Genomic DNA, 22,000 nt, shown 5'->3' on the forward strand with positions numbered 1-22,000 from the left:
CAGGAGCAGTGCTCGTGTCCTTGGACCCGGCGCTAATGCTCTGGAGCATCCCGATGAAATCGACTCGCTACATGCCATTCGTCCTGGTCACGCTTTTCAGTTTCGGCCTGGCCTGCGCCAAGGCCGACGAGCCTGCCAAATCCAGCGTGCACGTCTACAACTGGTATGACTACATTGCCCCGAACACGATGAAAGACTTCCAGAAAGAAGCGGGCATCAGCGCTGTGTACGATGTGTTCGACAACAGCGACGTCATGCAAAGCAAACTGATGGCCGGCCGCAGCGGCTATGACGTAGTGGTCGCCAGTGCCGACCTGCTACCAAACCTGATCAAAGCGGGTGTGCTCAAGAAGCTGGATCGCACCAAATTGCCCAACTGGTCCCACCTCGACCCTGACATCCTCGCCAAGTTGCAGAGCAACGATCCCGGAAACCGCTATGCGGCCCCTTATCTGTGGGGTACCACTGGCATCGGCTATGACGCGGACAAGGTTAAATCGATACTCGGCCCGGATGCGCCAGTCAATTCCTGGGACCTGATTTTCAAGGAAGAAAACCTGGCCAAACTGAGCCAATGCGGTGTGGCCATGCTGGACGCCCCCAGCGAGGTCATTCCCATCGCGTTGCACTACCTTGGACTGCCTTACAACAGCCAGAACCCGGAGGATTACAAAAAAGCCCAGGAACTGCTGCTGAAACTGCGCCCCCATATCGTCTACTTCGATTCTTCCAAGTTCATCTCTGATCTAGCCAATGGCAACATCTGCGTCGTGCTGGGCTGGGCGGGTGGTGTCGCCGATGCGCAAAAGGCCTCTGAGCTGGCTGGCAACCATCGCAACCTCGTCTACAGCATTCCTCGCGAAGGTGCCCCGGTGTGGGTGGAGAGTCTGGTGCAGCTCAACGATGCGCCGAACCCGGAGCAAGGGTTAGCCTTCATCAACTACATGCTGCGCCCCGAAGTCATCGCTCAGTCATCCAACTACCTGAGCTATCCGAACGCCAACAAGGATGCCACCGCGCTCGTCGAGCAGAAAATCCGCGACAACCCTGGTGTGTATCCGTCCAAACAAGTGTTGGACACGCTATTTCCGCTTGAACCACTCCCGCTGAAGATGGAGCGCGTGCGCACCCGCGCGTGGAACACGGTCAAGACCGGCGCTTGATTGACAGACGCGGTTCTGCTGATGACTGGCCAAGCCCCGTCATGAAACAAATCAAACAAAAGAGAAATCATGAAAATGACGATGAAACCACGTGCCCGTGACCTGAACATTCAGTTCGGCCAACTGCAACCCGGCCCCCTCAATGCCATCACCGATGTGCCCGGCGTACGGGTCGGCCACAGCAATGTGCGAGGACGCACCGCCAACGGCCGCGACATCTTGACCGGTGTCACTGTTATCGAACCGCGAGCCTGTTCCACCAGTCTGCAACCGTGCTTTGCCGGCGTCCATGTGCTGAACGGCAACGGTGACGCCACCGGCCTGGAATGGATTCGCGAGGCGGGTCTGTTGACCAGTCCTGTCGCCTTCACCAACACCCACAGCCTGGGCGTGGTGCGCGATGCGCTGGTTGTGCTGGACCGTGAACAACAGCCGGATGACGGGCGACTCTACTGGAACATGCCGGTGGTGCTGGAGACCTTCGACGGCTTGCTCAACGACATCAACGGCTTCCATGTGAAGATTGAACATGTGGCCGAGGCCCTGCGTTCGGCCAAGAGCGGGCCGGTAACGGAAGGCTCCGTTGGGGGCGGTAGCGGCATGATCTGTCATGAATTCAAGGGCGGCATCGGCACCGCATCACGGCGTCTGAGCAGTGCTCAGGGCGGCTGGACCGTTGGCGCCATTGTCCAGGCCAACCACGGCATTCGTAACGAACTGCGCGTCGATGGCTACCCGGTCGGACGCTACACGGAACAGGCCGACTCGCCGTTCCTCAAGGCTTCGCTGCCGCACCCGGGCATGGGTTCGATCGTCGTTTGCCTGGCCACCGATGCGCCGTTGCTGCCGCATCAATGTACGCGCCTGGCGCAACGTGCAAGCCTCGGCCTCGCCCGCACGGGTGGTGGTAATGAAGACCACAGCGGTGACATCTTCATCGCCTTCGCCACCGGTAATCAGGTACCGCCGGCCGCTTACGAAAGTAAGCGCGCGCCGACTACCGACAACCTGAGCATGGTCAACAACGACCACATCAGCGAGTTGTTCCTGGCCGCCACCGAAGCGGTGGAAGAAGCCATCATCAATGCCTTGCTGGCCGCCGACACCGCCGAAGGCAACGGCCATGCCGTGCCGGGCCTGAATTGCGAGACGCTGCTCAAAGCCTTGCATCAGGCCGGCTGGCCGGGAGCGGCGAATAGCTAACTGATCCAGCGGAGTTGAGGTGGTGTGCTGGTTTCGCGGTCATGCCACCTCGATCAGTGAAAGCGTACTAGCGCTATTCGTCCATGCTGACGCCCGACCCCCCTAATTCGCTGGGGACATCCTTCAGTTTGGGCAATCCATCTTTGATGCGCAGCAGGGTCTCCTTATAGTGGACATGAACGCCAGGCGAAAACTCCAGACCCGGGATGACAGCCGCATACACGTCGATGAGCCCCATCCCAGGGTGCTCGGTGAAGAGGTGCCCGCCACAATGCTTGCACCATTTGCGATAACTCTGCGATGTCTTGTTGTAGGTGCCAATGTTCTCAGCCCCCCGAGTTATTTGCACCGCCTCGGGTTTCCACAGCGTGAAGGCATTGACCGGCCCTGCTGACCAATGCCGACACGACTCGCAATGGCAATAGCCCATTGCGGCCGGCTCACCGCTGACGGTGAACTCGACTGCGCCGCAAAAACAACTGCCTTTGTAAGATCTTTGAATGCTCATGGAATAACTCCTTGATCAGGGTTACGCATACCGCCGGAATTGGGATGGATCGTCTGAGCGCTGCGTGGATTCACCCGTCGATGTAACGCACCGCTGTCGCCGGCGTGCGTCGAACATGCAGTTCGAAAATGTCAGGGCGCGCATAGTGCCCGGTGACGTCGAGCGCCCTCCTCGCTGGCGCCACCAGTGAGACATCGATGTCCGCATACAAAATGCCTGCCTCTCGGTGTAATGGACCGGCCACGATGCGGCCTTGAGGATTGACCACCACCGAGTCGCCGTCGTTGATCCATTCGTCCGGATCGGGAAACAGTTGCGCACGAGCCGGAAAGTCATCGGGAATGTCGCTGCCGCGCAGCGAGGTGCCACTGCCGAGCACCCAGCATCGGCCTTCGAGTGCAATGTGACGCATCGTGCAGATCCAGCCCTCGCCAGTGTCGTACGTGGGGGCGACGTAGATTTCCACCCCCTGGGCATACAGCGAATAGCGCGCCAATGGCATGTAGTTTTCCCAGCAGATAAGCGCACCAATACGACCGACGGGGGTATCGACCGTACGCAACCCGGACGCATCACCGAAACCATGCACCATACGCTCGGGATTCGTTGGCATCAGCTTGCGGTGCTGGTTGAGCACTTCGCCGCTCGTACCGATAACGACTACGCTGTTGTAGAGCGTGCCGCCTCCGTTGCGCCGCTCGCATTCATTGATACCGCATACGATTGTCACGGCGTGCGCGCTGGCGGCCTCGCACAATTCGCTCAGGTCACCGTTCGCGATATCAACGGCGTTGGCCAGTAGCCGCGTGTGCAGCTGGCCCATTAAAGCCCCGTCTTTTCCCGCCGCCAGCCGCCAGATCCACGACGGATAACCTGGAATGTACGATTCGGGTAAAACAATCAACGAGGCTCCCTCCGCCGCAGCCTCAGCGACCGATTGCACGGCTCGGGTTATCGTCGCGCTGCGATCGAGCAGCACTGGCGGGCGCTGAATGATGGCTATCGTGGTCATGGCGTTCTCCTGTGGCGGTGGGCGATCGAAGGCTTCAGCGTGCGCGTGGCGAAGTCGCGGGGCTAGTTCAGAATCTGAAGCGTTGTAGTTGCGGAGTACAGGCGATGGATGAAAGCTACGGTCAGTTCTGCACGGTCGCGCGTGGTGCTGAAGCACTGTGCGAGCGCTGGACGCCTTTGGTGGTGCGCGAGCTGTTGTGCGGCAGTAAGCGCTTCAATGAACTGCACCGCGGCGTACCACGAATGTCCACCAGCTTGCTGGCACAGCGGCTGCGCCACTTGGAAGAAATCGGTGTCGTACATCGCACGGCCGCAGGCAAAGTCTGGGAGTACAGCCTGACCGAGGCAGGCGAGGAATTGCGCCCCATCATAATGGCGCTAGGGCATTGGGGCGCACGCTGGATAGGCAGTCGCCTTCGCGATAACGAACTCGACGCGGGCCTGCTGATGTGGGACGTGCGCCGATTTGTCCGCATCGAGATGTTCCCGTCCCGGCCGGTGGTCATCCACTTCAGGTTCCGCGACGCTCGTTCCGGCGAGCAAGAGTGGTGGCTCGTGGTCGAACAGGGTGTGGCAGATCTGTGCCGCGACGACCCCGGACGCGAACTCACACTCATCGTGGACTCTAGCGTACGCGCGTTGACCGAGGTGTGGGCTGGCGACCGCACACCAAGGGAGGTTCTTCAGTCGCGAGAGCTGCGAGTAGACGGCGCAGTGCAGGATGCAGAAAACTTGTGGCGCTGGCTTGGCACGAGTGCGTTTGCCGGTACCCGGCGCGCTGCAATCCAGCCTTTGCAATAGCCATCGAGAACGTAACCGTTCGACCGGTTGAATCCACAGCCGATTGCAGCCAGAACAGATCCGATTTTCCGGCAAAAAAATAGGACGGACGGGACAGCTGGTCTGGAGCGGTCCTGAGAGACACGAGAAGGGGTTCGAATCCCTATCCTCACCTTGGCATCGCAAAGCCATACCCAACGGTCCCATTCGACCGATTCTGTTGAACAAAGTCGCCCCGGCCAAGTGGGGAATTGATGGAATCCCGGCGTATATTGATAGTGTTGATCCAGATAGTTGAGGCGATAGTAAATCGTCGGTGGTCTGACAGGCAAAGGTGCTGGGGGGATCTAGATATCCCGGAAAGTTTGGAGGTGTTACATGAGCCAATATCAACGACTCTTTCTGATAGTCGGTCCAGCCATGCGTCACACCCCGGCGTTGGAGCGAGCTGCAACCATTGCCGAAGCCACTGGCGCAGCGCTGCACATCACGGTATTTATCGAAGACTCCAACCTTATGGGTTTGATGAGCGCCGGTGCGCGTTTTCGTGAGGCCTGTCAGCAAGAGAACGAAAGGTGGCTGAAGGATGAAGCCGATCTAATCCGCGGGCGCGGGGTCATGGTGAGTACCGAAGTGCTTGTTACGCGAACCGCGCTGCAAGAAATACTTCGGCACGTGGCAGAAATGCAGCCGGATCTTTTGATCAAGGACGTGCAACACGAGTCAGCGCTCAAGCGCGTTTTTATTACGCCTCTGGATTGGCACCTGTTACGCGAATGCCCGGTGCCTGTGCATTTGGTCAGCGAAGTCAGGTGTCCACTTCCGCGGGTGGTAGTGGCGGCAGTCGATCCGTCACATCCCGAGGCTCAGATCACTGGCATAAACGACCGCATCATCCAGGCAGCGAACGGATTGTCGATGCAATGCAACGCGGAGCTGCATCTGCTGCATGCCTACGATCTTTCGCAGACACATATTTCCGACGCAGGCGCTGGTACAGTGACGATGCCGGGCTTCAGCAGTGAAGTGCGCAAGTCACTGAAAAAGTCATTTATCGCATTGGCCGCCCACTACGGCGTGCCCGCTGAGCGACAACACTTCGTTGAGGGGCCGCCAGGCAAAGCGCTGGCCGACTTTGCAGCGCATCACCGAGCCGATGTGATCGTCATGGGAAATGCACATCGCAAGGGACTGGGCAAATGGGTGGGCAGTACGACGGAGCATGTTCTGTATCAAGTGCCCTGCAACATTTTCGCCGTTACGGGATCTGCGGATCAGTGAATGGATTCGCTATTAGATGACTCCCAAAGAGCGCCTCAGCGACGGGGGCAGGATTTATTGAGCGCGCGTGTTGAGATACCCGGTAGGTATCGCCATCGGTTGCCGCCCCGACAGGCCAGCAACTTGTCCGCCGGTCGCTCCTCCCCGACTCCAGCCATCCGCGACCATCTGCAATTCACAGCTTGTAGCCAATCTGCCGCAGCAAGTTCTTGCGCCACAGGATGTCTTCGTCGCCTTCAATGTCATTGGCACAGAAGCCATCCACTACGCCGAGGATTGCTCGACCTTGTTCCGTCTCAGCGAGTATCACTTCAGTTGGATTGGCTGTTGCACAAAAAATACGGCAGACCTCTGGCACCATTTTGATGGTGTTTAACACGTTCAGCGGATAGAAACCGTCGCCCAGGAAAATGATGAAGCTATGGCCTGCGGCGATGGCTTTCGCATTTTTCTGTGCAAGTTCAATCATAGAGGTATCGGTGCCAGACCATCGCACCAGACATTTGCCAGAGGCTTCACAAAAGGCCACGCCAAACTGGATACCTGGCACGGCATTTACCAACGCCTCGTGGATGTCCTCGACGGACTTGATGAAGTGCGTCTGACCCAAAATGAAGTTCGTTACATCCGGCTTATCGATTTTCAACGTGATGAGTTGCATCTCAAACACCTCCTTTCACGATGCTGCTACCAGAGACTGGCAACAGACCAAGCATAGCTACTCATTTGTTATTGCTCCGGCCATTGACTGCTTTTGGCTGTGGATTCAACCAGTCGATGCAACAGATTGGCTAAATCGTTCAGGCGTTCCGACGAAAGCGGTAGCGCATTCAACATGGATGTTGGCTGACACATCGCCTTCGTCAGAACGCCGCCCGGAGCCGGCCCGCTCCCAAAGGGTTTGGTGTTTTATCTGATGGGTATGGCCACACCCCACCCCGCCAAGTCTCAAGGCCTCTGAAGACAATTCCCCTCCCCCATTTTCGCCACCTTCAGATTCTCTTAAGTAATGCCTTTGATACTCCTCCCGAACTGACCCGTGGAGGCGTCTTCCAATGCCCGATTTTGAATGGAACATTGCGCTTCCCCTGCGTTTCGGCCAATCCGAAACCGAACAGATGAGTTTGGACCGAGCCCTGCCGGACGAGCCCCTGCGTCGCCTGTTTGAGGACTTTATCCAGCAACGTTTCCGCAAGGCCCACGGTGCCGACATCCGTCATTTCATGCCCGAGCTGTTCGGCATGAGCAACGCGTCAGGCGAGCTCTGCGCGGTGGCTGGCATTCGCATGGCGAGTCTCGGCCAATTGTTTCTGGAGCGTTATCTGGACGATTCAATCGACCCGTTGATCAGCGCTGCTGCCGGCTGCCCCGTGGACCGCGCAGGCATCGTCGAAGTCGGCAACCTGGCCGCCAGTGACACCGGCAGCGCGCGAATGAGCATCATCGCCATCACTTACCTGCTGGCCATGGGCGGCCTGGAATGGGTGGCGTTTACCGGCAACGTCGGCCTGGTCAACAGCTTTCATCGCCTGGGTTTGAACCCCGTGACGCTCTGTGCTGCCGATCCCGAGCGGCTGGGTGATGAACGCCACCACTGGGGCAGCTATTACGAAAGCAAACCTTGGGTGCACGTTGGCAACATCCGCGCCGGCTTCAACCATCTGCACAACAGCGGGATGTTCGATCGCCTGGGGTTGCCGACGTCCAACGAGGTGTCCAGCCATGTCGCCTGAAACCGAACGGTTCAAACAGACATTGCGCAGCCATGCTGAACGTACGCCCGGCGCCACTGCGTTGTGGGGCGATCAACTGAAAGTGGACTACGCCACGCTGTACGCCGAAGTGCTGAGTTGCCAGCAGCGTCTGCGCAATGAACACATCAAGGTGCTTGCTCTGGCGCTGGACAATGGCGTGGAAGCAATACTCTGGGACCTGGCTGCGCTGTTTGAAGGCCTGACCTGCCTGACGTTGCCTCCATTTTTCAGCCCGGCTCAACGCCTCCATTGCCTGGAACAGAGCCACGCAGAACTTGTGATTGCCGAGCCGCAACTGGACGCTGAACTGCAATTGGCCGGGTACGAGAAAACCGGTGAGTTCTGGTGCCGGACCTTCGTTGACCCGAATCGAATGCCCAAAGGGACCGCCAAACTGACCTTCACCTCCGGCACAACGGGTACGCCCAAAGGCGTGTGTCTGAGTGCGCAGAGCATTTTAACTGTCGCACGCGAACTGGATCAGGCCAGCAAACCCACTAACCCGCAGCATCACCTGGCGCTGTTGCCTTTGGCGATCCTGCTGGAAAACCTCGGTTGCTATGCCGCCTTGTATGCCGGGGCAACCTTGAGCGTGCCCAGCCAGAAAACCCTGGGCATTCAGGGTGCCAGCAGCGTTGATGTGCCACGGCTGCTTGGTTGCCTGGCCACCCGTACCCCCGAGAGCCTGATCCTGGTGCCGCAGCTGTTACTGATGTTGGCCAGCGCCGCCGAACAGAACGCCTTCAACCCCGGCACGTTGCGTTTTGCCGCAGTGGGTGGCGCGCGGGTTTCCGAGGAATTGCTGGACCGCGCGCGACGTATCGGCCTGCCAGTTTACGAAGGCTACGGACTGTCAGAGTGCGCCTCGGTGGTGTGCCTCAATTGGCCCGGAGCGCACCGTCCCGGCAGTGTTGGCAGGCCCCTGCCCCACGTAGAGGTTTGTCTGGCAGAGGACGGCGAAGTGCTGATCAAGGGCTCGACCTTGCTTGGCTATCTGGGCGAGGCACCGCCCGCAAATGAATGGTGGCCGACCGGCGATCTCGGCGAGTTCGACCCCGACGGTTTTCTCTACCTCAAAGGGCGCAAGAAGCATCAATTCGTCACCAGTTTCGGGCGCAACGTGAACCCGGAGTGGGTCGAGGCCGAATTGACCCAACGCCGCCACATCGCCCAAGCCTTCGTCTACGGCGAAGCCATGCCACGCAACCATGCACTGCTCTGGCCCCATCGCCCGGCGTGCACCGACGAAGAACTGGCCGCCGCCGTCGCCGAAGCCAACGAGGCCTTGCCCGATTACGCCCAGGTCCATCACTGGACCCGACTGGATCAACCCTTCACCCCCGCCAATGGCCTGCTCACCGCCAATGGCCGACTGCGCCGTGACGCCATCGTCGAGCGTTACCGGGCGCAACTGTCTGAATCTGCACTTCCCGAGGAATCCGCATCATGAGCTTTTTCGACAGGCTGCAAGAAGCCACGCAACAAGAACGCCATACGTTGTTCAATCTGCCGATCATTCTCGATGCCCTTGAGGGCAAGGTCAGCCTGGAAAGCTATCGGGCTTTTCTGGCGCAAGCCTATTACCACGTGCGCCACACCGTGCCCTTGATGATGGCCTGCGGTGCGCGTCTGCCGACGCGCCTGGAATGGCTACGCAAAGCAGTTTGCGAGTACATCGAGGATGAATACGGCCACGAACAATGGGTACTCGATGACATCGAAGCCTGCGGCGGCGACAGAGACACGGTGCGCAACGATCGTCCGTGCATGCCGATCGAATTGATGGTCAGCTTTCTCTACGACCTGATTGCGCGAAACAACCCGGTCGGCCTGTTCGGGATGGTCAACGTGCTGGAAGGCACCAGCATCGCCCTGGCCACCCACGCGGCCGGCAGCATTCGAGAGCGGCTGGACTTGCCGGAAAGTGCCTTCAGCTACCTCAGCTCGCATGGCTCTCTGGACATCGAACACATGCAGACCTATCGCCGATTGATGAATGCACTCGATGATCCGGATGACCAGGCGGCCGTGATACACGCCTCCAAAGTGGTGTACACGCTCTACACCGACATGTTCCGTGGCTTGCCGCGCGACGGGGAGAACTTGCATGCGCCTGTCTGAAGCTCGTGTGGTACTCACCGGGGCCAGCGGTGGCATCGGCCTGGCGATCGCAACCGCCCTGTGCGCCAGTGGTGCCCGGGTGCTGGCGGTGTCTCGGCAAAGGGAACCGTTGGCGTCGTTGTTGGCGCGCTATCCGCAACAACTTTGCTGGATCGGTGCGGACCTGACCAATCTCGCCGACAGGCGTCGGGTGCTGAGCGCTGCCGAAATCATTGGTGGAATCAACCTGCTGATCAATGCCGCCGGGGTCAACCAATTCGCCATGCTCGAACAGCTGGAGGACAGTGACATCGACGCCATGCTGGCGGTGAACATCAGCGCGCCGATCTGCTTGACCAAACGACTGCTGCCGCTGCTCAAACTAGCCGAGCGCGCGATGGTGGTAAACGTCGGCTCAACCTACGGTTCCATCGGCTACCCCGGTTACGCCAGCTATTGCGCCACCAAGTTTGCCTTGCGCGGGTTTTCCGAGGCCCTGCGCCGGGAACTGGCGGACACCCGTGTCAGCGTGCTCTATGTCGCCCCGCGCGCCACCCGCACCCGCATGAACAGCCCGGCGGCGCAGGCCTTGAACGATGCACTGAAGGCAAACGTCGATGATCCGCAAACGGTCGCGGCCGCGGTGATTCATGCGATAGCGGGTGATCACCGCGACGTGTACCTGGGCTGGCCGGAGCGTTTTTTCGTTCGTCTGAACAGCCTGCTGCCCAATCTGGTGGACCGAGGCTTGCGCAAGCAATTGCCGCTGATCCGTCGCCTGAGCGAAAAGCCCGACAATGAGCATTTAAAACCATGAAAAAAACCATCGCTTGCCTGCTACTGGGAGTCTTCAGCCTAAGCGCCTGGGCGCTGGACCCCGCCGACCAGCAACGCCTCAAGGGCATCCAGCAAAGCTGGGCGCACATTCAATACGAAATTCCCGAAGCACAACGCACCGCGGCGTTTGAAAAACTAGCGGCCCAGGCTTCCGCGTTCACCCAGGAACGCCCGTCGGTGGCAGAAGCCTGGATCTGGTCCGGTATCGTCACCAGCAGTTGGGCCGGTGCGCAGGGTGGCCTCGGTGCGCTGAGCAAGGTCAAGGCAGCTAAAACCGATCTGGAGAAAGCCCTGTCCCTGGACCCGAAAGCCCTGCAAGGCTCGGCCTACACGAGTCTGGGCGCGCTCTATGACCGCGTACCGGGCTGGCCCATCGGTTTCGGCGACTCGGACAAGGCCGAACAACTTCTCAAACAGGCCTTGCAACTCAACCCGGACGGCATCGATAGTCTGTACTTCTGGGGCGATCACCTCTACCGTCAAAAGCGTTACAGCGAAGCCAGAAGCGCGCTGCAAAAAGCCCTGCAAGCCCCCCCAAGGCCAGGTCGGGAATCCGCCGACGCGGGGCGGCGCAAAGAGATCGAAGCGTTGCTGGTGGACGTGAACAAGAAACTCGATTGACAGGAGCTCGTGTGCGCTTATTACTGATCGAGGACGACGTTGCCCTTGGCGAGGGCATCCATCAAGCCTTGGGCCGCGAAGGTTACACCGTCGATTGGCTACAGGATGGCGCCAGCGCCTTGCACTCGCTGCTGAGCGAAACGTTTGACCTGGCGGTGCTCGACCTCGGCCTGCCGCGCATGGACGGGCTTGAAGTGCTGCGTCGCTTGCGCAACAGCGGTTCCAACCTGCCCGTGCTGATCCTCACCGCGCGGGACGCGACCGAAGACCGCATTGCCGGGCTGGATGCCGGAGCTGACGATTACCTGATCAAGCCCTTTGACCTGGCTGAACTCAAGGCTCGCCTGCGAGCCTTGCTGCGGCGAAGCGTCGGGCGCGCTCAAATGTTGATCGAACATGCCGGGATCAGCCTGAACCCCGGTACCCAGCAAGTCAGCTATCAAGGCGAGCCGGTAGCACTGACGCCCAAGGAATATCAGTTGCTCCACGAATTGCTCTCACCCCCGGGCCGGGTCATGACCCGCGATCACCTGATGCAGTTGCTCTATGGCTGGAACGAGGAAGCCGAAAGCAACACCCTGGAAGTGCACATCCACCATTTGCGCAAAAAATTCTCCACCGACCTGATCCGTACCATTCGCGGTGTCGGTTATCTGGTGGAGGAGCGTCGATGACGTCGATCCGGCGCCGCAGCCTCACGCTGATCATTGGCCTGATGCTGGTCGGCGTGGCAGTGATCAGCCTGCTCAATCTGTACGACAGCAATCACGAAATCGCCGAAGTTTATGATGCCCAACTGGTTCGAAACGCCCGTCTGTTGCAGGGTGTGATGCGCATGCCCATGGCCTACAAGGAACACGCCGACCTGTATCAGGCGTTCAATAAAGCCTTGGGTGAAGCAGTGCCCAAGGGCGACGGCCATCCTTATGAAACCAAACTGGCTTTTCAGGTCTGGAATCGCCACGGCGAAGTGCTGGTACACACGGCCAGCGCGCCCTCCTTCAGCACGCCGCCATCGACCCCGGGCTTCAGTGATGTGGTCGACCTGACCAACCGCCACTGGCGGGCGTTCTTACTGGAAGATAAACAAAATGATCTGAAAATTTGGGTGGGCGAACGGGACGACGTGCGTGCGGATCTGGTGGATCGGATCGTGCGCCATACCTTATGGCCCAATGTCCTGGGCAGTTTGATTTTGGCGGCGATGATCTGGATCGCTATCGGCTGGGGCCTCAAACCACTGGAAAACATGGCGACGACCTTGAGGGCGCGGCACAGCGGCTCGCTGGAACCGTTGCAACTGACCCCGCTGCCCAGTGAACTGGAACCGATGCAGGCGGCGCTCAATCGCATGCTTGCGCAGATTCAAGAAGTGCTGGGCCGCGAACGCCGCTTCATCGCTGATGCCGCCCACGAAATGCGCACGCCCTTGGCGGTGCTGCGCGTACATGCACAAAACCTGCTGGAGGCCGGCACCGAAGAGGAGCGCCGTGACTCGCTGGAGTTTCTGATCGCCGGCGTCGACCGCACCAGCCGACTGGTCAATCAATTGCTGACCATGGCCCGCCTGGAACCCAAAGCCATGGAGCCGGTGTTGCACAGCATGGATTTGGCCGAAAACGTGCGCGACAGCCTGGCACAGCTCACGCCCTGGATACTGAGTAAAAACCTTGAGTTGGCCTTCGACGTCCAGGACTGCCCCTATAAAGTGGTCGCCGATGCTGCGGCCATCAACATTGCGCTGAACAATCTGATCAGCAACGCGGCAAACTTTTCACCCGAACAGGGCGTTATCACTGTGCAGTTAGGTCAGGCCGACGGGTTCTATTGGCTGAGCGTCGAGGATCAGGGCCCAGGCATCGACGAAGCGGATCGCGAGCGGTTGTTCGAACGTTTTTACAGTCGCGGAAATGTTCAGGGCGCGGGACTGGGGCTGACCATCGTCAACACCATCGCTACTCGGCTAGGCGGACGCATCACGCTGGTCAACCGACCGGAAGGCGGGTTGCGTGCGACGTTGACTATTCCTGATAGCCCGCCACGCGCTTCTTTACCGCACATTACACGCGAGTTTCCGCCGAGCGTTTGAGTAAAATCCCACGCTGCTCCAGCTGATCGGAGTCCATGTGGGAGCGAGCAGGGGCTCCTGAACGCCTGTTTTTTTGCCGGTTGCAGCCTGTGCCAAAGGGCAGCAAACGGCTGTGGATTCAACCGGTCGTGCATCTGCGGTTTAACCCCCTCCCGATTAATTACTTGGGGTCTACGCTTGCCTTATCATTCGTTAGCAGGAGGCGTCATGAGCAACTTCCCTATCGTTGCCACGGTACTCTCGATGATATTGGGTCTGTCTGTCACCCGCCTCCTTCTTGGTGCGTTGACCGTATTCCGCATCCGTCGCGTGGCGGCGCCCGATTGGGTTGCTCTTGTCTGGGCAGTAATGCTTTTTTACGACACAGTTGGATTTTTGGTGGGCAGTCAATGCACTGCCTGAGGTAAAGGCGTCATTCTCATTTCTAGAATTTTTATTGCTCGTTCTTTTGGCGCTATCGCTTTTTGTCTCCGCCGCATTATTGCTTCCAAGCCGAAGTGAGGACGAGCAAAATGGTCTACGTATATACTTCGAGCAGGATGGCCGGTATGCACTTCTATCTCTGTCGACGTATCTTTTTGTCGGACTTATCGTAAATACTCTGTTATTTCAAGCATCCCCGTTAGCGCTTTGGGGCGCGCTCGACATTATTATGATTGTTCTTCCTATCTGTGCATTTGCTTCCAAATCACGCAAGGTGTATTCGTTTGCAACTTTGATTTATATACCGATTAATGCAATTGACTTAGCAATATCACTTACAACCTAGGATCAATCGTGTGTTTTTTTGAATCAACGGTTGTCACTAAAGTCCGCCTGGTGTTGATCGCAACCCATCACAGAACAAAAAAGCAGCGAATTTCGGCCAATGCTGATCGGTTGCTTTGGGTCGATTGCAGCACTTGATAACAGGCAGAAATCGGCCAAAAGCAGCCGGTCGCAACGTGCAGAATTGCGGGGGCGAAGGCTTGGCATTGGGCTGTAGCGAGAGGTGGCTGGTAAGACCGGAGAAGCTTCGCGAAAGAGATGTGAGGGCAGTAATATCGAGGGATAGACTACGATTAAACCGTAACAGCCTAAACCGTGGACTGCCTCTGGTTGTCATTAGAAGTGTTAATCATAGATCAGCGGTCTTCACCAACGAACCAGAGACTTTCACATGATAGCGATGAATCGAATACTTCACCCCACCACAGCCCTAGCGCTCGTGACGATCTTCAGCTTTCTGAGCGGACCGGCGCAAGCCGGCTTGGAGGAAGGCGTTACGGCCTATCAAGCCGGTGACTTGCCGCTGGCATTTAAGGAATTTAGCACCGTTGCGGACACAGGCAACGCCGATGGCCAGTTCAATGTGGCTCTAATGTACGAGCAGGGCATCGGGGTCGCCAAGGACGAAACACAAGCAATTAGTTGGTATGAAAAATCTGCGCAGCAAGGCAACTCCAGCGCGCAATACAATCTCGGTGTGCTGTATGAAAACGGTCGTGGCACTGCCGTGGACTTTGCGCAGGCCAATCAGTGGTATCGCAAGGCAGCAGCGCAAGGCGATGCGCTCGCCGTCGGTAATCTGGGCATGCTCTATATGCGCGGCGATGGCGTGAAGGTGGACAAAAATCTCGGCCTAGCTCTGCTTATACAGTCGGCAACCATGGACAACTCGCCCACAAACAACGCCAAAAGTAACATTGCAGCGACCAGGGGTTTAACCACCAACATGATCACAACAGCCCAGACACTTTCGGATGAGCTAGGCCAAGCCAAAAATCTGCTGATACCGCTGGATCAATACTTGAAAACCACGACGACTACCGCTGGCGGCGAATCGCAATAGGCTGAAACGCGTCCTCCGGAATACAGGGGGCGCAGGTAGCAAATTACCGCCCGCCAATATGGGGCAGACCACGGTTTTGCGAAATTTCGATTTAAACGTGAATCGCCCCTAGTTTTGTAGTCACTACCTAATCTCATTACGGCCGTACCACCGGCCGCTTTTGGCCCAGAGTGTGTAAAAACGCATTCGCGAACCCTTGCTATGATTTCTGAGGAATTCATCGCAGGGATCGCCCATGAAGCGCTTTATCCAAGGTGAACATCGAGGCCAAGGCACCTTACTTCCCGAAAGCCTCGACGACTACGTCAGCGATACCAATCCGGTGCGCGTAGTCGACGTATTTGTCGATGAACTCAACCTGGTTTCCTTGGGTTTCGACGGGGCTGTTCCGGCTGACACAGGCCGTCCCGCTTACCACCCCGCAGTCCTGTTGAAGATCTACATCTACGGCTATCTCAACCGCATTCAGTCGAGCCGACGCTTGGAGCGAGAAGCCCAACGTAATGTCGAGTTGATGTGGCTGACTGGGTGTTTGACTTCCGATTTCAAGACCATCGCCAACTTCCGAAAAGACAATAGCAAGGCGATCCGAGGCGTCTGCCGTCAGTTCGTTGTGCTCTGTCAGCAGTTGGGGCTGTTCGGAGAAAATCTGGTCGCCATCGACGGCAGCAAGTTCAAGGCGGTCAACAATCGCGACCGCAATTTCACCAGCGCGAAACTGAAACGGCGAATGGAGGACATTGAGTCGAGCATCAACCGTTACTTGGCCGCGCTCGATACTGCCGATCGGCAAGAACCAAATGTCTCAGAGGCCAACGCCGTGCGACTGGAAGAGAAAATCGCCAAGCTGAAGACACAAATGAAGGAGCTTCAAGCGATTGAAATCCAGCTCAACGAATCACCGGATAAACAGGTCTCACTGACCGATCCAGACGCCCGTTCCATGATGACGCGCGGCACCGGAATCGTCGGTTACAACGTGCAGACGGCAGTCGATACTCAGCACCATTTGATCGTTGCACATGAGGTGACTAACGTCGGTTCCGACCGCGATCAACTCAGCTCGATGGCCAAGCAGGCCCGCGAGGCGATGGCATCGGAAACGCTGTCGGTAGTGGCTGACCGAGGTTACTTCAAAAGCGAACAAATCCTGACTTGTCACGATGCCAACATCACCGTCTATGGGCCCAAGCCAATGACCTCTGGAGCCAAGGCCGACGGGCGTTTCAATAACGATGCCTTCATCTATGACTCGGCGAAAAACGAATACATATGCCCGGCTGGCCAAGCGCTGATCCGGCGCTATAGCAACGTTGAAAAAGGCATGAAGCTGCACCGTTACTGGAGTTCGAAATGCCAGGACTGCGCGCTGAAGTCGCAGTGCACACCGAGCACGGAACGACGGGTTCGACGGGTTCGACGCTGGGAGCATGAAGCCGTACTGGAAGAAATGCAGGACAGGCTGCGCAATGCGCCGGAGATGATGCGAATCCGTAAACGAACGGTCGAGCATCCCTTCGGGACGCTTAAACAATGGATGGGTGCAACGCATTTCCTGACGCGAAAGCTGGCAGGGGTAAATGCAGAGATGAGCTTGAACGTGCTCGCCTACAACTTGAAACGGGCCATGAAAATCGTTGGTGCCAATGGTTTGATGAAGGCGCTGTCGGCCTGAAAAGGTTCGTTCTGGAGGATCTAAATAGCTGTAGAACCTTACTGAGGGGCTCCGATGCGATATTGATCAACTAGGGTGCCTTAAGCGAAATCAGTCAGCGAACGGCCGTCGGCTCTTCGCGCCGACAAAGCCCTAATGCGTTTTTACACACTCTGGGCCGAATGCTGTCTATCGCGAAGGACCGCAATTAGCTGTGAATTCAACCGGTCGATGCTACAGATTGACTCAATCTTTCAGCGAATGTTTCGTAGTTTGGGGCCTGTCAGAGAAGATGTGCGGACTAAAGGCGCTGTTCTTGCAGCCCTGCCATACGGTTCAACATGACCAGTGCAACCTTTTGCTTCTACAAGGAGTTCAACGATTTCCTGCCGGCCGAACGGCCGGCGGCAGTCCATCACCTGCGAGTGCAGGATGCAATGTGCTAACCCGCGACCGCGAACTGCTCAAGCAGCGGATCATCAGCCATTCTGTTACGTGCATACCCTGAAACCGTCACTGCAGCTGCTCGAATTGTATGAGCGCCTCGACTTGGCATCACGCCCATATGTACTTACTCCATCTCCCTCTGCGGCGAGGAACTAATCCCGCGCCACAGAGGGTCATGCTTACTCTTTCAGCTCAACCTTATCCAACGCCTGATTCACCGCCAATTCCCCCAACATGACCACCTGCGTAATCCCCAGCAGGGTCTTGCGGTGTGAATTTTCCAGTAACGCCGCGAAATTACTGAGCATGGTGGTGGCCGAGCCCAGTGATTCGCTGGCGTTGGCCAGCAGGGATTCGGTGTCGTACTTGGGGTTGGGTACTGGCCATGATTTGGGCGGCCGGATTGAGGTAATGGTCGAGGGCGCGTTCGGCCGCTTCGTGGAATTTTTTGGAATCGAGGGATTCGTAGGGCGATGCCGGATCGGTTTCCGGTGGGTTTGGCGTTGGTTTGATCATGGCGAAACTCCTGATTGTTCATTAGGAGCTACCCGCATCACTTGCAGATGATGGGTGGCAGCTATGTGCGGGTCTGCAAGACCGGGAAACCAGGAACCCGGCAGATCCGAAGATCTCCCGCACAAAGCCGCCATTTCGCGGACATGAACGAACATCCTTTGACAGGGCTATGCGACTGGTATTCCGGCGGGCTTGCAGACCCGATCACTGATGAGCAGTGACAGGAATCAAGTTACTGGCGGGCACTTGGACGCACAAGCCAGCGGATTCTGTCTTACCCGTAGGCGATGGCGCAAGGCGTTGTAGCCTTTGGGTGGTGACAGGAGGCTTCGTTTAAACAGGCAAGATTTTTGTTGTTTAAGTGCCAGCAAAACAGAGGGGAATTATTCACTGCGTCAGTCAAACGAAATCCATGTGGGAGCGAGCCGGTTCCGGGCGGTGTTCCGACGAAAGCGGTGTGTCAGCCAACATCCATGTTGAATGTGATGGCCTCTTCGCGGGCAAGCCCGCTCCCACAGGGGGTTGTGTTGTGTCAAGGGGGTATTGGGGGCATGAACATGCCCTGCCTCCCTGCTCGGTCACTTTTTGTTGGCGGCTAGATAGTGCGCGACCAAAGCGTTGGCGTGGCCATGGCCCATACCGTGTTCATCTTTCAGTCAGGCCACGATGTCCATGTGCTTTTTACCGCTCACTGTTCCGAGCAACTCCAGCCAGTGGCTAATCGGTTGCCCATACTTTTTCTCAATGGACGGGAAGTACGACGCGGGTCCTTTTACTTGTGTCTCTTCGGTCATGCTGCAAGCTCCCATTAGCGCGACGGAGTGTCGGAGGACGCTCCTTGTCTTCATCCCGAAAATTGAACGCCAGGACGGCTGAGCAGTCCAGTACAAACAAGCTCGTCGTTAATAAGCAACGATTGAAACTATCGCGAAGCGTTCTAATGAACTGTCAGTTCTAACAGGTCACGTTCGATTTCTCCGGGGCTAAGCTGCCCCCACTGAAGTGAATGGAGGCGTTCATCATGTTCCGCAATCTTTATCTATTGCCGCCCGGCGTTCTCTTGTTGGCGATGCTGCCGGTGTTCCACGATGCACAAGGTGGCCAGTGGGCGCCCATAACAGACGAAGTGGAGTTTCAGTGCGATAAAGGCAACACGACCTGGGGCTACAGCGTGTATGTGGTTGGCAACCGTGCGGAGATAGGGAATTGGGATCCAGCCAAGGCCGTAAAGCTCGACCCTAAACCCGCCCCTAACAACGCTACATGGACCGGCAAGGTACTTTTCCAATTCCCAGACGAAAAAGTTCCTGTGGAATGGAAATGTATCGTGCGCAAAGAGAGCGACCCGAAAGACGTTAGGTGGCAGCCCGGTAACAACAACACGGTGATGTTGGTTTTCCGCACAAAGAGCTTCGGCACGTTATAAGGCGTGAGTGAAGCGGATTGCGTGCACCGGTCAAGTTGCGCCCAGCAGTAAGTGTTGCTCGCGATCACACAACCCCACCACATAATCCCAGACCACCCGTAGCCGCACCGACTTGTGCAACTCGCGCCGGGTACTGATCCAGTAACTGCGTTCAATGCTTTCATCCGGCAACAACGGCACCAAATCAGTATCGGCACTGGCCATGTAGCACGGCAACACGGCGATGCCCAACCCGGAACGCGCGGCCTGTTGTTGGGCGATGACGCTGGTGCTGTGGAACACCACTCGCGGGTTGCGGCAGAAGCTGTTGAGGAACATCAATTCCTGGCTGAACAGCAAGTCGTCGACGTAGCCGATCCAGGCGTGACGACCGAGGTCTTCGCGGCTGTGCAATGGCGGTGATCGGTCGAGATACGCATGGCTGGCGTAGAGCCCCAAGCGGTAGTCGGTGAGTTTGCGGGTGACCAGCATGTCGGCGGCCGGGCGTTCGAGGTGGATGCTGATTTCCGCTTCGCGGTTGAGGATGCTGACGAAGCGCGGCACCGCCACCAGTTCCACTTCCAGCCCCGGATAGCGTTCGAACAAACCGTTCATGCGGCTGGCGAGGAACATGATGCCCAGCCCTTCCGTCACGCCGACACGAATCTTGCCCAGCGGCGCGGTGGATTGGGTGATTTCCTCCTGGGCCAGCAACGCGACGTCTTCCATCGCTTCGGCGTGTTTGAGCAGCGCTTCGCCGGCCGGGGTCATTTCATAACCTTGGGCATGCTGGACGAACAACGCCGTGCCGAGGCTCTTTTCGATGGCCTCGATGTGCCGGGCGACGGTGGTATGGGTAGTGTTTAAACGCCGGGCAGCGGTGAGCAAACGCCCGCTGCGCTGCAACTCGAGAAAAAACCGCAGGTCATTCCAGTCGAACATGATCCGTCCTTGAGGCAAGGCTGTTTAAAAACGCACAGCGGCTGCGCAAAAACTAACATTCTTTTGCCGAAAGCTAACAACTAGGATGACTGACAACAAGAACAACAATACGAGGTCAGGGATGCAGACTTCCCTTGATGAATTCGACTACATCGTGGTCGGGGCCGGGCCGGCCGGTTGTTTGCTGGCCAATCGACTGTCGGCCAACCCGCAACACCGGGTACTGCTGCTCGAAGCGGGTGGCCGCGATAACTATGCGTGGATTCACATCCCCGTGGGTTACCTGTTCTGCATCGGCAACCCGCGTACCGACTGGTGCTTTAAGACCCAGGCGCAACCCGGCCTGCAAGGGCGCACTCTGAGCTACCCGCGCGGCAAGGTGCTCGGCGGCTGTTCTTCGATCAACGGCATGATCTACATGCGTGGCCAGGCGAGCGACTACGATGGCTGGGCCGCTGACGGCAATCCGGGCTGGAGCTGGAACGACGTGTTGCCGCTGTTCAAAAAGAGCGAAAACCATTTTGCCGGCGACTCCGAGTTTCACGGCGCCAGCGGCGACTGGCGGGTCGAGCGTCAGCGGTTGTCGTGGCCGATTCTCGACGCCTTTCGCAATGCCGCCAAGCAAAGTGGCATCGCCAACATCGATGATTTCAACCAGGGCGATAACGAAGGCTGCGGCTACTTTCAGGTCAATCAAAAGGCCGGGATCCGCTGGAACGCAGCCAAGGCGTTTCTCAAACCGATCCGCCACCGCGCCAATCTCACGGTGCTGACCGACGTCGAAGTCGACCGCGTGTTGCTGGACAACGGCCGCGCATCGGCAGTCATTACACGCTGGCAAGGTCAGGCGATAACCTTCAAGGCGCGCAAGGAAATCGTCCTGTGTGCCGGTTCCGTCGGCTCACCGGGCATCCTCCAGCGCTCCGGGATCGGCCCTCGCCCGCTGCTGCAAAAACTGGGGATCGGCGTGGCGCATGAACTGCCGGGGGTGGGCGGCAATCTGCAGGATCACCTGCAACTGCGGCTGATCTACAAACTGGAAAACGCGCGGACGCTGAACCAGATCGCCGGCAGCGTGTGGGGCAAGATGGGCATGGGCTTGCGCTACCTGTATGACCGCAGCGGCCCGCTGTCCATGGCGCCGAGTCAACTGGGGGCCTTTGCCCGCTCAGGACCGGAACAGGCCTCGGCGAATCTTGAATACCACGTGCAACCGTTGTCGCTGGAACGCTTCGGTGAGCCGTTACACCCCTTTCCTGCCTTTACCGCGTCGGTCTGCGATCTACGGCCCCAAAGCCGTGGCCGGGTAGACATCAGTTCTGCCAACCCCCAGGACGCGCCGCTGATTCAGCCCAACTATTTGAGCCACCCGGAGGACTTGCGCGTGGCGGCTGATGCCATTCGCCTGACCCGACGCATTGTTGCCGCGCCGGCGTTGCATGCGTTCAAACCGGTCGAGTATTTGCCCGGTGACCGTTTGCAGACTGAAGAAGAATTGCACGAAGCCGCTGCGCAGATTGGCACGACCATTTTCCATCCGGTCGGCACGTGCCGGATGGGTAACGATGCGGATGCGGTGGTGGATGCCGAGTTGCGTGTCCATGGCATCCCCGGGTTGCGTGTTGCTGATGCCTCAATCATGCCGCGCATTACCTCGGGCAATACCTGCTCGCCGACGTTGATGATTGCTGAAAAAGCCGCACAACTGATGCTCGAAACCACAGCCAACACGACCCCTGTGGGAGCGGGCTTGCTCGCGAAAGCGGTGTGTCATTCAACAATGATGTCGACTGACACGGCCTCTTCGCGAGCAAGCCCGCTCCTACAGGGGGATTTGCAGTCCCGCAGGGATTGAACT

Annotated in this window: 18 protein-coding genes and 5 pseudogenes; 17 read left to right on the forward strand and 6 right to left on the reverse strand. The window is 57.9% G+C overall.

The annotated features are described in order from the left end of the window. The first annotated feature begins 53 nt into the window (after nucleotides 1–53). Nucleotides 54–1,163, forward strand: a complete 1,110-nt coding sequence (locus ACA048_RS16895) for a polyamine ABC transporter substrate-binding protein (protein WP_497625446.1) — start codon at nucleotides 54–56, stop codon at nucleotides 1,161–1,163. Nucleotides 1,164–1,244: 81 nt separating this feature from the next. After that, entirely contained in the window at nucleotides 1,245–2,366 is a 1,122-nt protein-coding gene (locus ACA048_RS16900; protein ID WP_497629884.1) for a DmpA family aminopeptidase, read from the forward strand. Nucleotides 2,367–2,439: 73 nt separating this feature from the next. Here ACA048_RS16900 and ACA048_RS16905 read toward each other — a convergent pair whose 3' ends face one another. Both ACA048_RS16905 and ACA048_RS16910 read right to left on the reverse strand, forming a co-directional pair. Continuing rightward, a complete protein-coding gene (locus ACA048_RS16905) occupies nucleotides 2,440–2,874 on the reverse strand; it encodes a GFA family protein (protein WP_497625447.1) in 435 nt (144 codons plus the stop codon). Between the two features lie 70 nt (nucleotides 2,875–2,944). After that, the gene (locus ACA048_RS16910) at nucleotides 2,945–3,886 is read right to left on the reverse strand and encodes a carbon-nitrogen hydrolase family protein (RefSeq protein WP_497625448.1); all 942 of its coding nucleotides are present in this window, start codon (nucleotides 3,884–3,886) and stop codon (nucleotides 2,945–2,947) included. A 104-nt stretch (nucleotides 3,887–3,990) separates the two neighbouring features. On the opposite strand from ACA048_RS16910, the gene ACA048_RS16915 reads away from it, so the two are divergent. Both ACA048_RS16915 and ACA048_RS16920 read left to right on the forward strand, forming a co-directional pair. Beyond that, a complete protein-coding gene (locus tag ACA048_RS16915; RefSeq protein ID WP_497625449.1) occupies nucleotides 3,991–4,686 on the forward strand; it encodes a winged helix-turn-helix transcriptional regulator in 696 nt (231 codons plus the stop codon). 357 nt (nucleotides 4,687–5,043) lie between these two features. After that, the gene (locus tag ACA048_RS16920) at nucleotides 5,044–5,946 is read left to right on the forward strand and encodes a universal stress protein (RefSeq protein WP_497625450.1); all 903 of its coding nucleotides are present in this window, start codon (nucleotides 5,044–5,046) and stop codon (nucleotides 5,944–5,946) included. Nucleotides 5,947–6,121: 175 nt separating this feature from the next. On the opposite strand, the gene ACA048_RS16925 is transcribed toward ACA048_RS16920, so the two are convergent. Beyond that, nucleotides 6,122–6,607 carry an adenosine-specific kinase gene (locus ACA048_RS16925; RefSeq protein ID WP_497625451.1) on the reverse strand — a complete coding sequence of 162 codons (486 nt, stop codon included), beginning with the start codon at nucleotides 6,605–6,607 and terminating at the stop codon, nucleotides 6,122–6,124. A 394-nt stretch (nucleotides 6,608–7,001) separates the two neighbouring features. On the opposite strand from ACA048_RS16925, the gene ACA048_RS16930 reads away from it, so the two are divergent. From ACA048_RS16930 to ACA048_RS16980, 11 genes and pseudogenes are all read left to right on the forward strand, one after another. Continuing rightward, nucleotides 7,002–7,679 carry a thermostable hemolysin gene (locus tag ACA048_RS16930; protein ID WP_497625452.1) on the forward strand — a complete coding sequence of 226 codons (678 nt, stop codon included), beginning with the start codon at nucleotides 7,002–7,004 and terminating at the stop codon, nucleotides 7,677–7,679. Then, the gene (locus ACA048_RS16935) at nucleotides 7,669–9,150 is read left to right on the forward strand and encodes an AMP-binding protein (RefSeq protein ID WP_497625453.1); all 1,482 of its coding nucleotides are present in this window, start codon (nucleotides 7,669–7,671) and stop codon (nucleotides 9,148–9,150) included. Before ACA048_RS16930 ends, ACA048_RS16935 begins: the two co-directional genes overlap by 11 nt. Further along, nucleotides 9,147–9,821, forward strand: coding sequence for an iron-containing redox enzyme family protein (locus ACA048_RS16940; RefSeq protein WP_497625454.1), 675 nt, complete (start codon nucleotides 9,147–9,149; stop codon nucleotides 9,819–9,821). The genes ACA048_RS16935 and ACA048_RS16940 overlap by 4 nt, the downstream gene beginning before the upstream one ends. Continuing rightward, nucleotides 9,808–10,617 carry an SDR family oxidoreductase gene (locus ACA048_RS16945; protein WP_497625455.1) on the forward strand — a complete coding sequence of 270 codons (810 nt, stop codon included), beginning with the start codon at nucleotides 9,808–9,810 and terminating at the stop codon, nucleotides 10,615–10,617. The genes ACA048_RS16940 and ACA048_RS16945 overlap by 14 nt, the downstream gene beginning before the upstream one ends. Further along, nucleotides 10,614–11,258 carry a tetratricopeptide repeat protein gene (locus ACA048_RS16950; RefSeq protein WP_497625456.1) on the forward strand — a complete coding sequence of 215 codons (645 nt, stop codon included), beginning with the start codon at nucleotides 10,614–10,616 and terminating at the stop codon, nucleotides 11,256–11,258. Before ACA048_RS16945 ends, ACA048_RS16950 begins: the two co-directional genes overlap by 4 nt. Nucleotides 11,259–11,269: 11 nt before the next feature. After that, nucleotides 11,270–11,932: a response regulator gene (locus tag ACA048_RS16955; RefSeq protein WP_497625457.1), complete on the forward strand. Its 663-nt coding sequence runs from the start codon at nucleotides 11,270–11,272 to the stop codon at nucleotides 11,930–11,932. Beyond that, nucleotides 11,929–13,347 (forward strand): sensor histidine kinase, encoded by a 1,419-nt coding sequence (locus ACA048_RS16960; RefSeq protein ID WP_497625458.1) that lies wholly within the window; start codon nucleotides 11,929–11,931, stop codon nucleotides 13,345–13,347. The genes ACA048_RS16955 and ACA048_RS16960 overlap by 4 nt, the downstream gene beginning before the upstream one ends. A 207-nt stretch (nucleotides 13,348–13,554) precedes the next feature. Beyond that, nucleotides 13,555–14,116 (forward strand): annotated as a pseudogene (locus ACA048_RS16965) (hypothetical protein). 390 nt (nucleotides 14,117–14,506) lie between these two features. Beyond that, nucleotides 14,507–15,178 (forward strand): tetratricopeptide repeat protein, encoded by a 672-nt coding sequence (locus tag ACA048_RS16970; protein WP_497625459.1) that lies wholly within the window; start codon nucleotides 14,507–14,509, stop codon nucleotides 15,176–15,178. Between the two features lie 235 nt (nucleotides 15,179–15,413). After that, a complete protein-coding gene (locus tag ACA048_RS16975; protein WP_497625460.1) occupies nucleotides 15,414–16,853 on the forward strand; it encodes an IS1182 family transposase in 1,440 nt (479 codons plus the stop codon). 400 nt (nucleotides 16,854–17,253) lie between these two features. Further along, nucleotides 17,254–17,405 (forward strand): annotated as a pseudogene (locus ACA048_RS16980) (Mut7-C RNAse domain-containing protein); the annotation flags it as partial. A gap of 53 nt (nucleotides 17,406–17,458) precedes the next feature. On the opposite strand, the pseudogene ACA048_RS16985 reads toward ACA048_RS16980, so the two are convergent. Together ACA048_RS16985 and ACA048_RS16990 are read right to left on the reverse strand one after the other, a co-directional pair. Further along, a pseudogene (locus tag ACA048_RS16985) lies at nucleotides 17,459–17,795 on the reverse strand (DUF6124 family protein). A gap of 578 nt (nucleotides 17,796–18,373) precedes the next feature. Then, nucleotides 18,374–18,589, reverse strand: a pseudogene (locus tag ACA048_RS16990) (DUF4287 domain-containing protein). 227 nt (nucleotides 18,590–18,816) lie between these two features. Here ACA048_RS16990 and ACA048_RS16995 point away from each other — a divergent pair. Then, nucleotides 18,817–19,221, forward strand: a complete 405-nt coding sequence (locus ACA048_RS16995) for a carbohydrate-binding module family 20 domain-containing protein (RefSeq protein WP_497625461.1) — start codon at nucleotides 18,817–18,819, stop codon at nucleotides 19,219–19,221. 30 nt (nucleotides 19,222–19,251) lie between these two features. Here the strand turns inward: ACA048_RS16995 and ACA048_RS17000 are convergent, their stop codons facing one another. Next, entirely contained in the window at nucleotides 19,252–20,142 is an 891-nt protein-coding gene (locus tag ACA048_RS17000) for a LysR family transcriptional regulator (protein ID WP_497625462.1), read from the reverse strand. A gap of 121 nt (nucleotides 20,143–20,263) precedes the next feature. On the opposite strand from ACA048_RS17000, the pseudogene ACA048_RS17005 reads away from it, so the two are divergent. Further along, nucleotides 20,264–21,856 (forward strand): annotated as a pseudogene (locus ACA048_RS17005) (GMC family oxidoreductase); the annotation flags it as partial. Nucleotides 21,857–22,000: the final 144 nt, after the last annotated feature.

The sequence above is a fragment of the Pseudomonas sp. LBUM1659 genome (genome assembly GCF_059716045.1).

What these genes read in the sequence shown, in the direction of transcription:
- ACA048_RS16895 (WP_497625446.1), top strand. Translation starts at nt 54, where the DNA reads ATGAAATCGACTCGCTACATGCCATTCGTCCTGGTCACGCTTTTCAGT.
- ACA048_RS16900 (WP_497629884.1), top strand. Translation starts at nt 1,245, where the DNA reads ATGAAACCACGTGCCCGTGACCTGAACATTCAGTTCGGCCAACTGCAA.
- ACA048_RS16905 (WP_497625447.1), bottom strand. Translation starts at nt 2,874, where the DNA reads ATGAGCATTCAAAGATCTTACAAAGGCAGTTGTTTTTGCGGCGCAGTC.
- ACA048_RS16910 (WP_497625448.1), bottom strand. Translation starts at nt 3,886, where the DNA reads ATGACCACGATAGCCATCATTCAGCGCCCGCCAGTGCTGCTCGATCGC.
- ACA048_RS16915 (WP_497625449.1), top strand. Translation starts at nt 3,991, where the DNA reads ATGGATGAAAGCTACGGTCAGTTCTGCACGGTCGCGCGTGGTGCTGAA.
- ACA048_RS16920 (WP_497625450.1), top strand. Translation starts at nt 5,044, where the DNA reads ATGAGCCAATATCAACGACTCTTTCTGATAGTCGGTCCAGCCATGCGT.
- ACA048_RS16925 (WP_497625451.1), bottom strand. Translation starts at nt 6,607, where the DNA reads ATGCAACTCATCACGTTGAAAATCGATAAGCCGGATGTAACGAACTTC.
- ACA048_RS16930 (WP_497625452.1), top strand. Translation starts at nt 7,002, where the DNA reads ATGCCCGATTTTGAATGGAACATTGCGCTTCCCCTGCGTTTCGGCCAA.
- ACA048_RS16935 (WP_497625453.1), top strand. Translation starts at nt 7,669, where the DNA reads ATGTCGCCTGAAACCGAACGGTTCAAACAGACATTGCGCAGCCATGCT.
- ACA048_RS16940 (WP_497625454.1), top strand. Translation starts at nt 9,147, where the DNA reads ATGAGCTTTTTCGACAGGCTGCAAGAAGCCACGCAACAAGAACGCCAT.
- ACA048_RS16945 (WP_497625455.1), top strand. Translation starts at nt 9,808, where the DNA reads ATGCGCCTGTCTGAAGCTCGTGTGGTACTCACCGGGGCCAGCGGTGGC.
- ACA048_RS16950 (WP_497625456.1), top strand. Translation starts at nt 10,614, where the DNA reads ATGAAAAAAACCATCGCTTGCCTGCTACTGGGAGTCTTCAGCCTAAGC.
- ACA048_RS16960 (WP_497625458.1), top strand. Translation starts at nt 11,929, where the DNA reads ATGACGTCGATCCGGCGCCGCAGCCTCACGCTGATCATTGGCCTGATG.
- ACA048_RS16970 (WP_497625459.1), top strand. Translation starts at nt 14,507, where the DNA reads ATGATAGCGATGAATCGAATACTTCACCCCACCACAGCCCTAGCGCTC.
- ACA048_RS16975 (WP_497625460.1), top strand. Translation starts at nt 15,414, where the DNA reads ATGAAGCGCTTTATCCAAGGTGAACATCGAGGCCAAGGCACCTTACTT.
- ACA048_RS16995 (WP_497625461.1), top strand. Translation starts at nt 18,817, where the DNA reads ATGTTCCGCAATCTTTATCTATTGCCGCCCGGCGTTCTCTTGTTGGCG.
- ACA048_RS17000 (WP_497625462.1), bottom strand. Translation starts at nt 20,142, where the DNA reads ATGTTCGACTGGAATGACCTGCGGTTTTTTCTCGAGTTGCAGCGCAGC.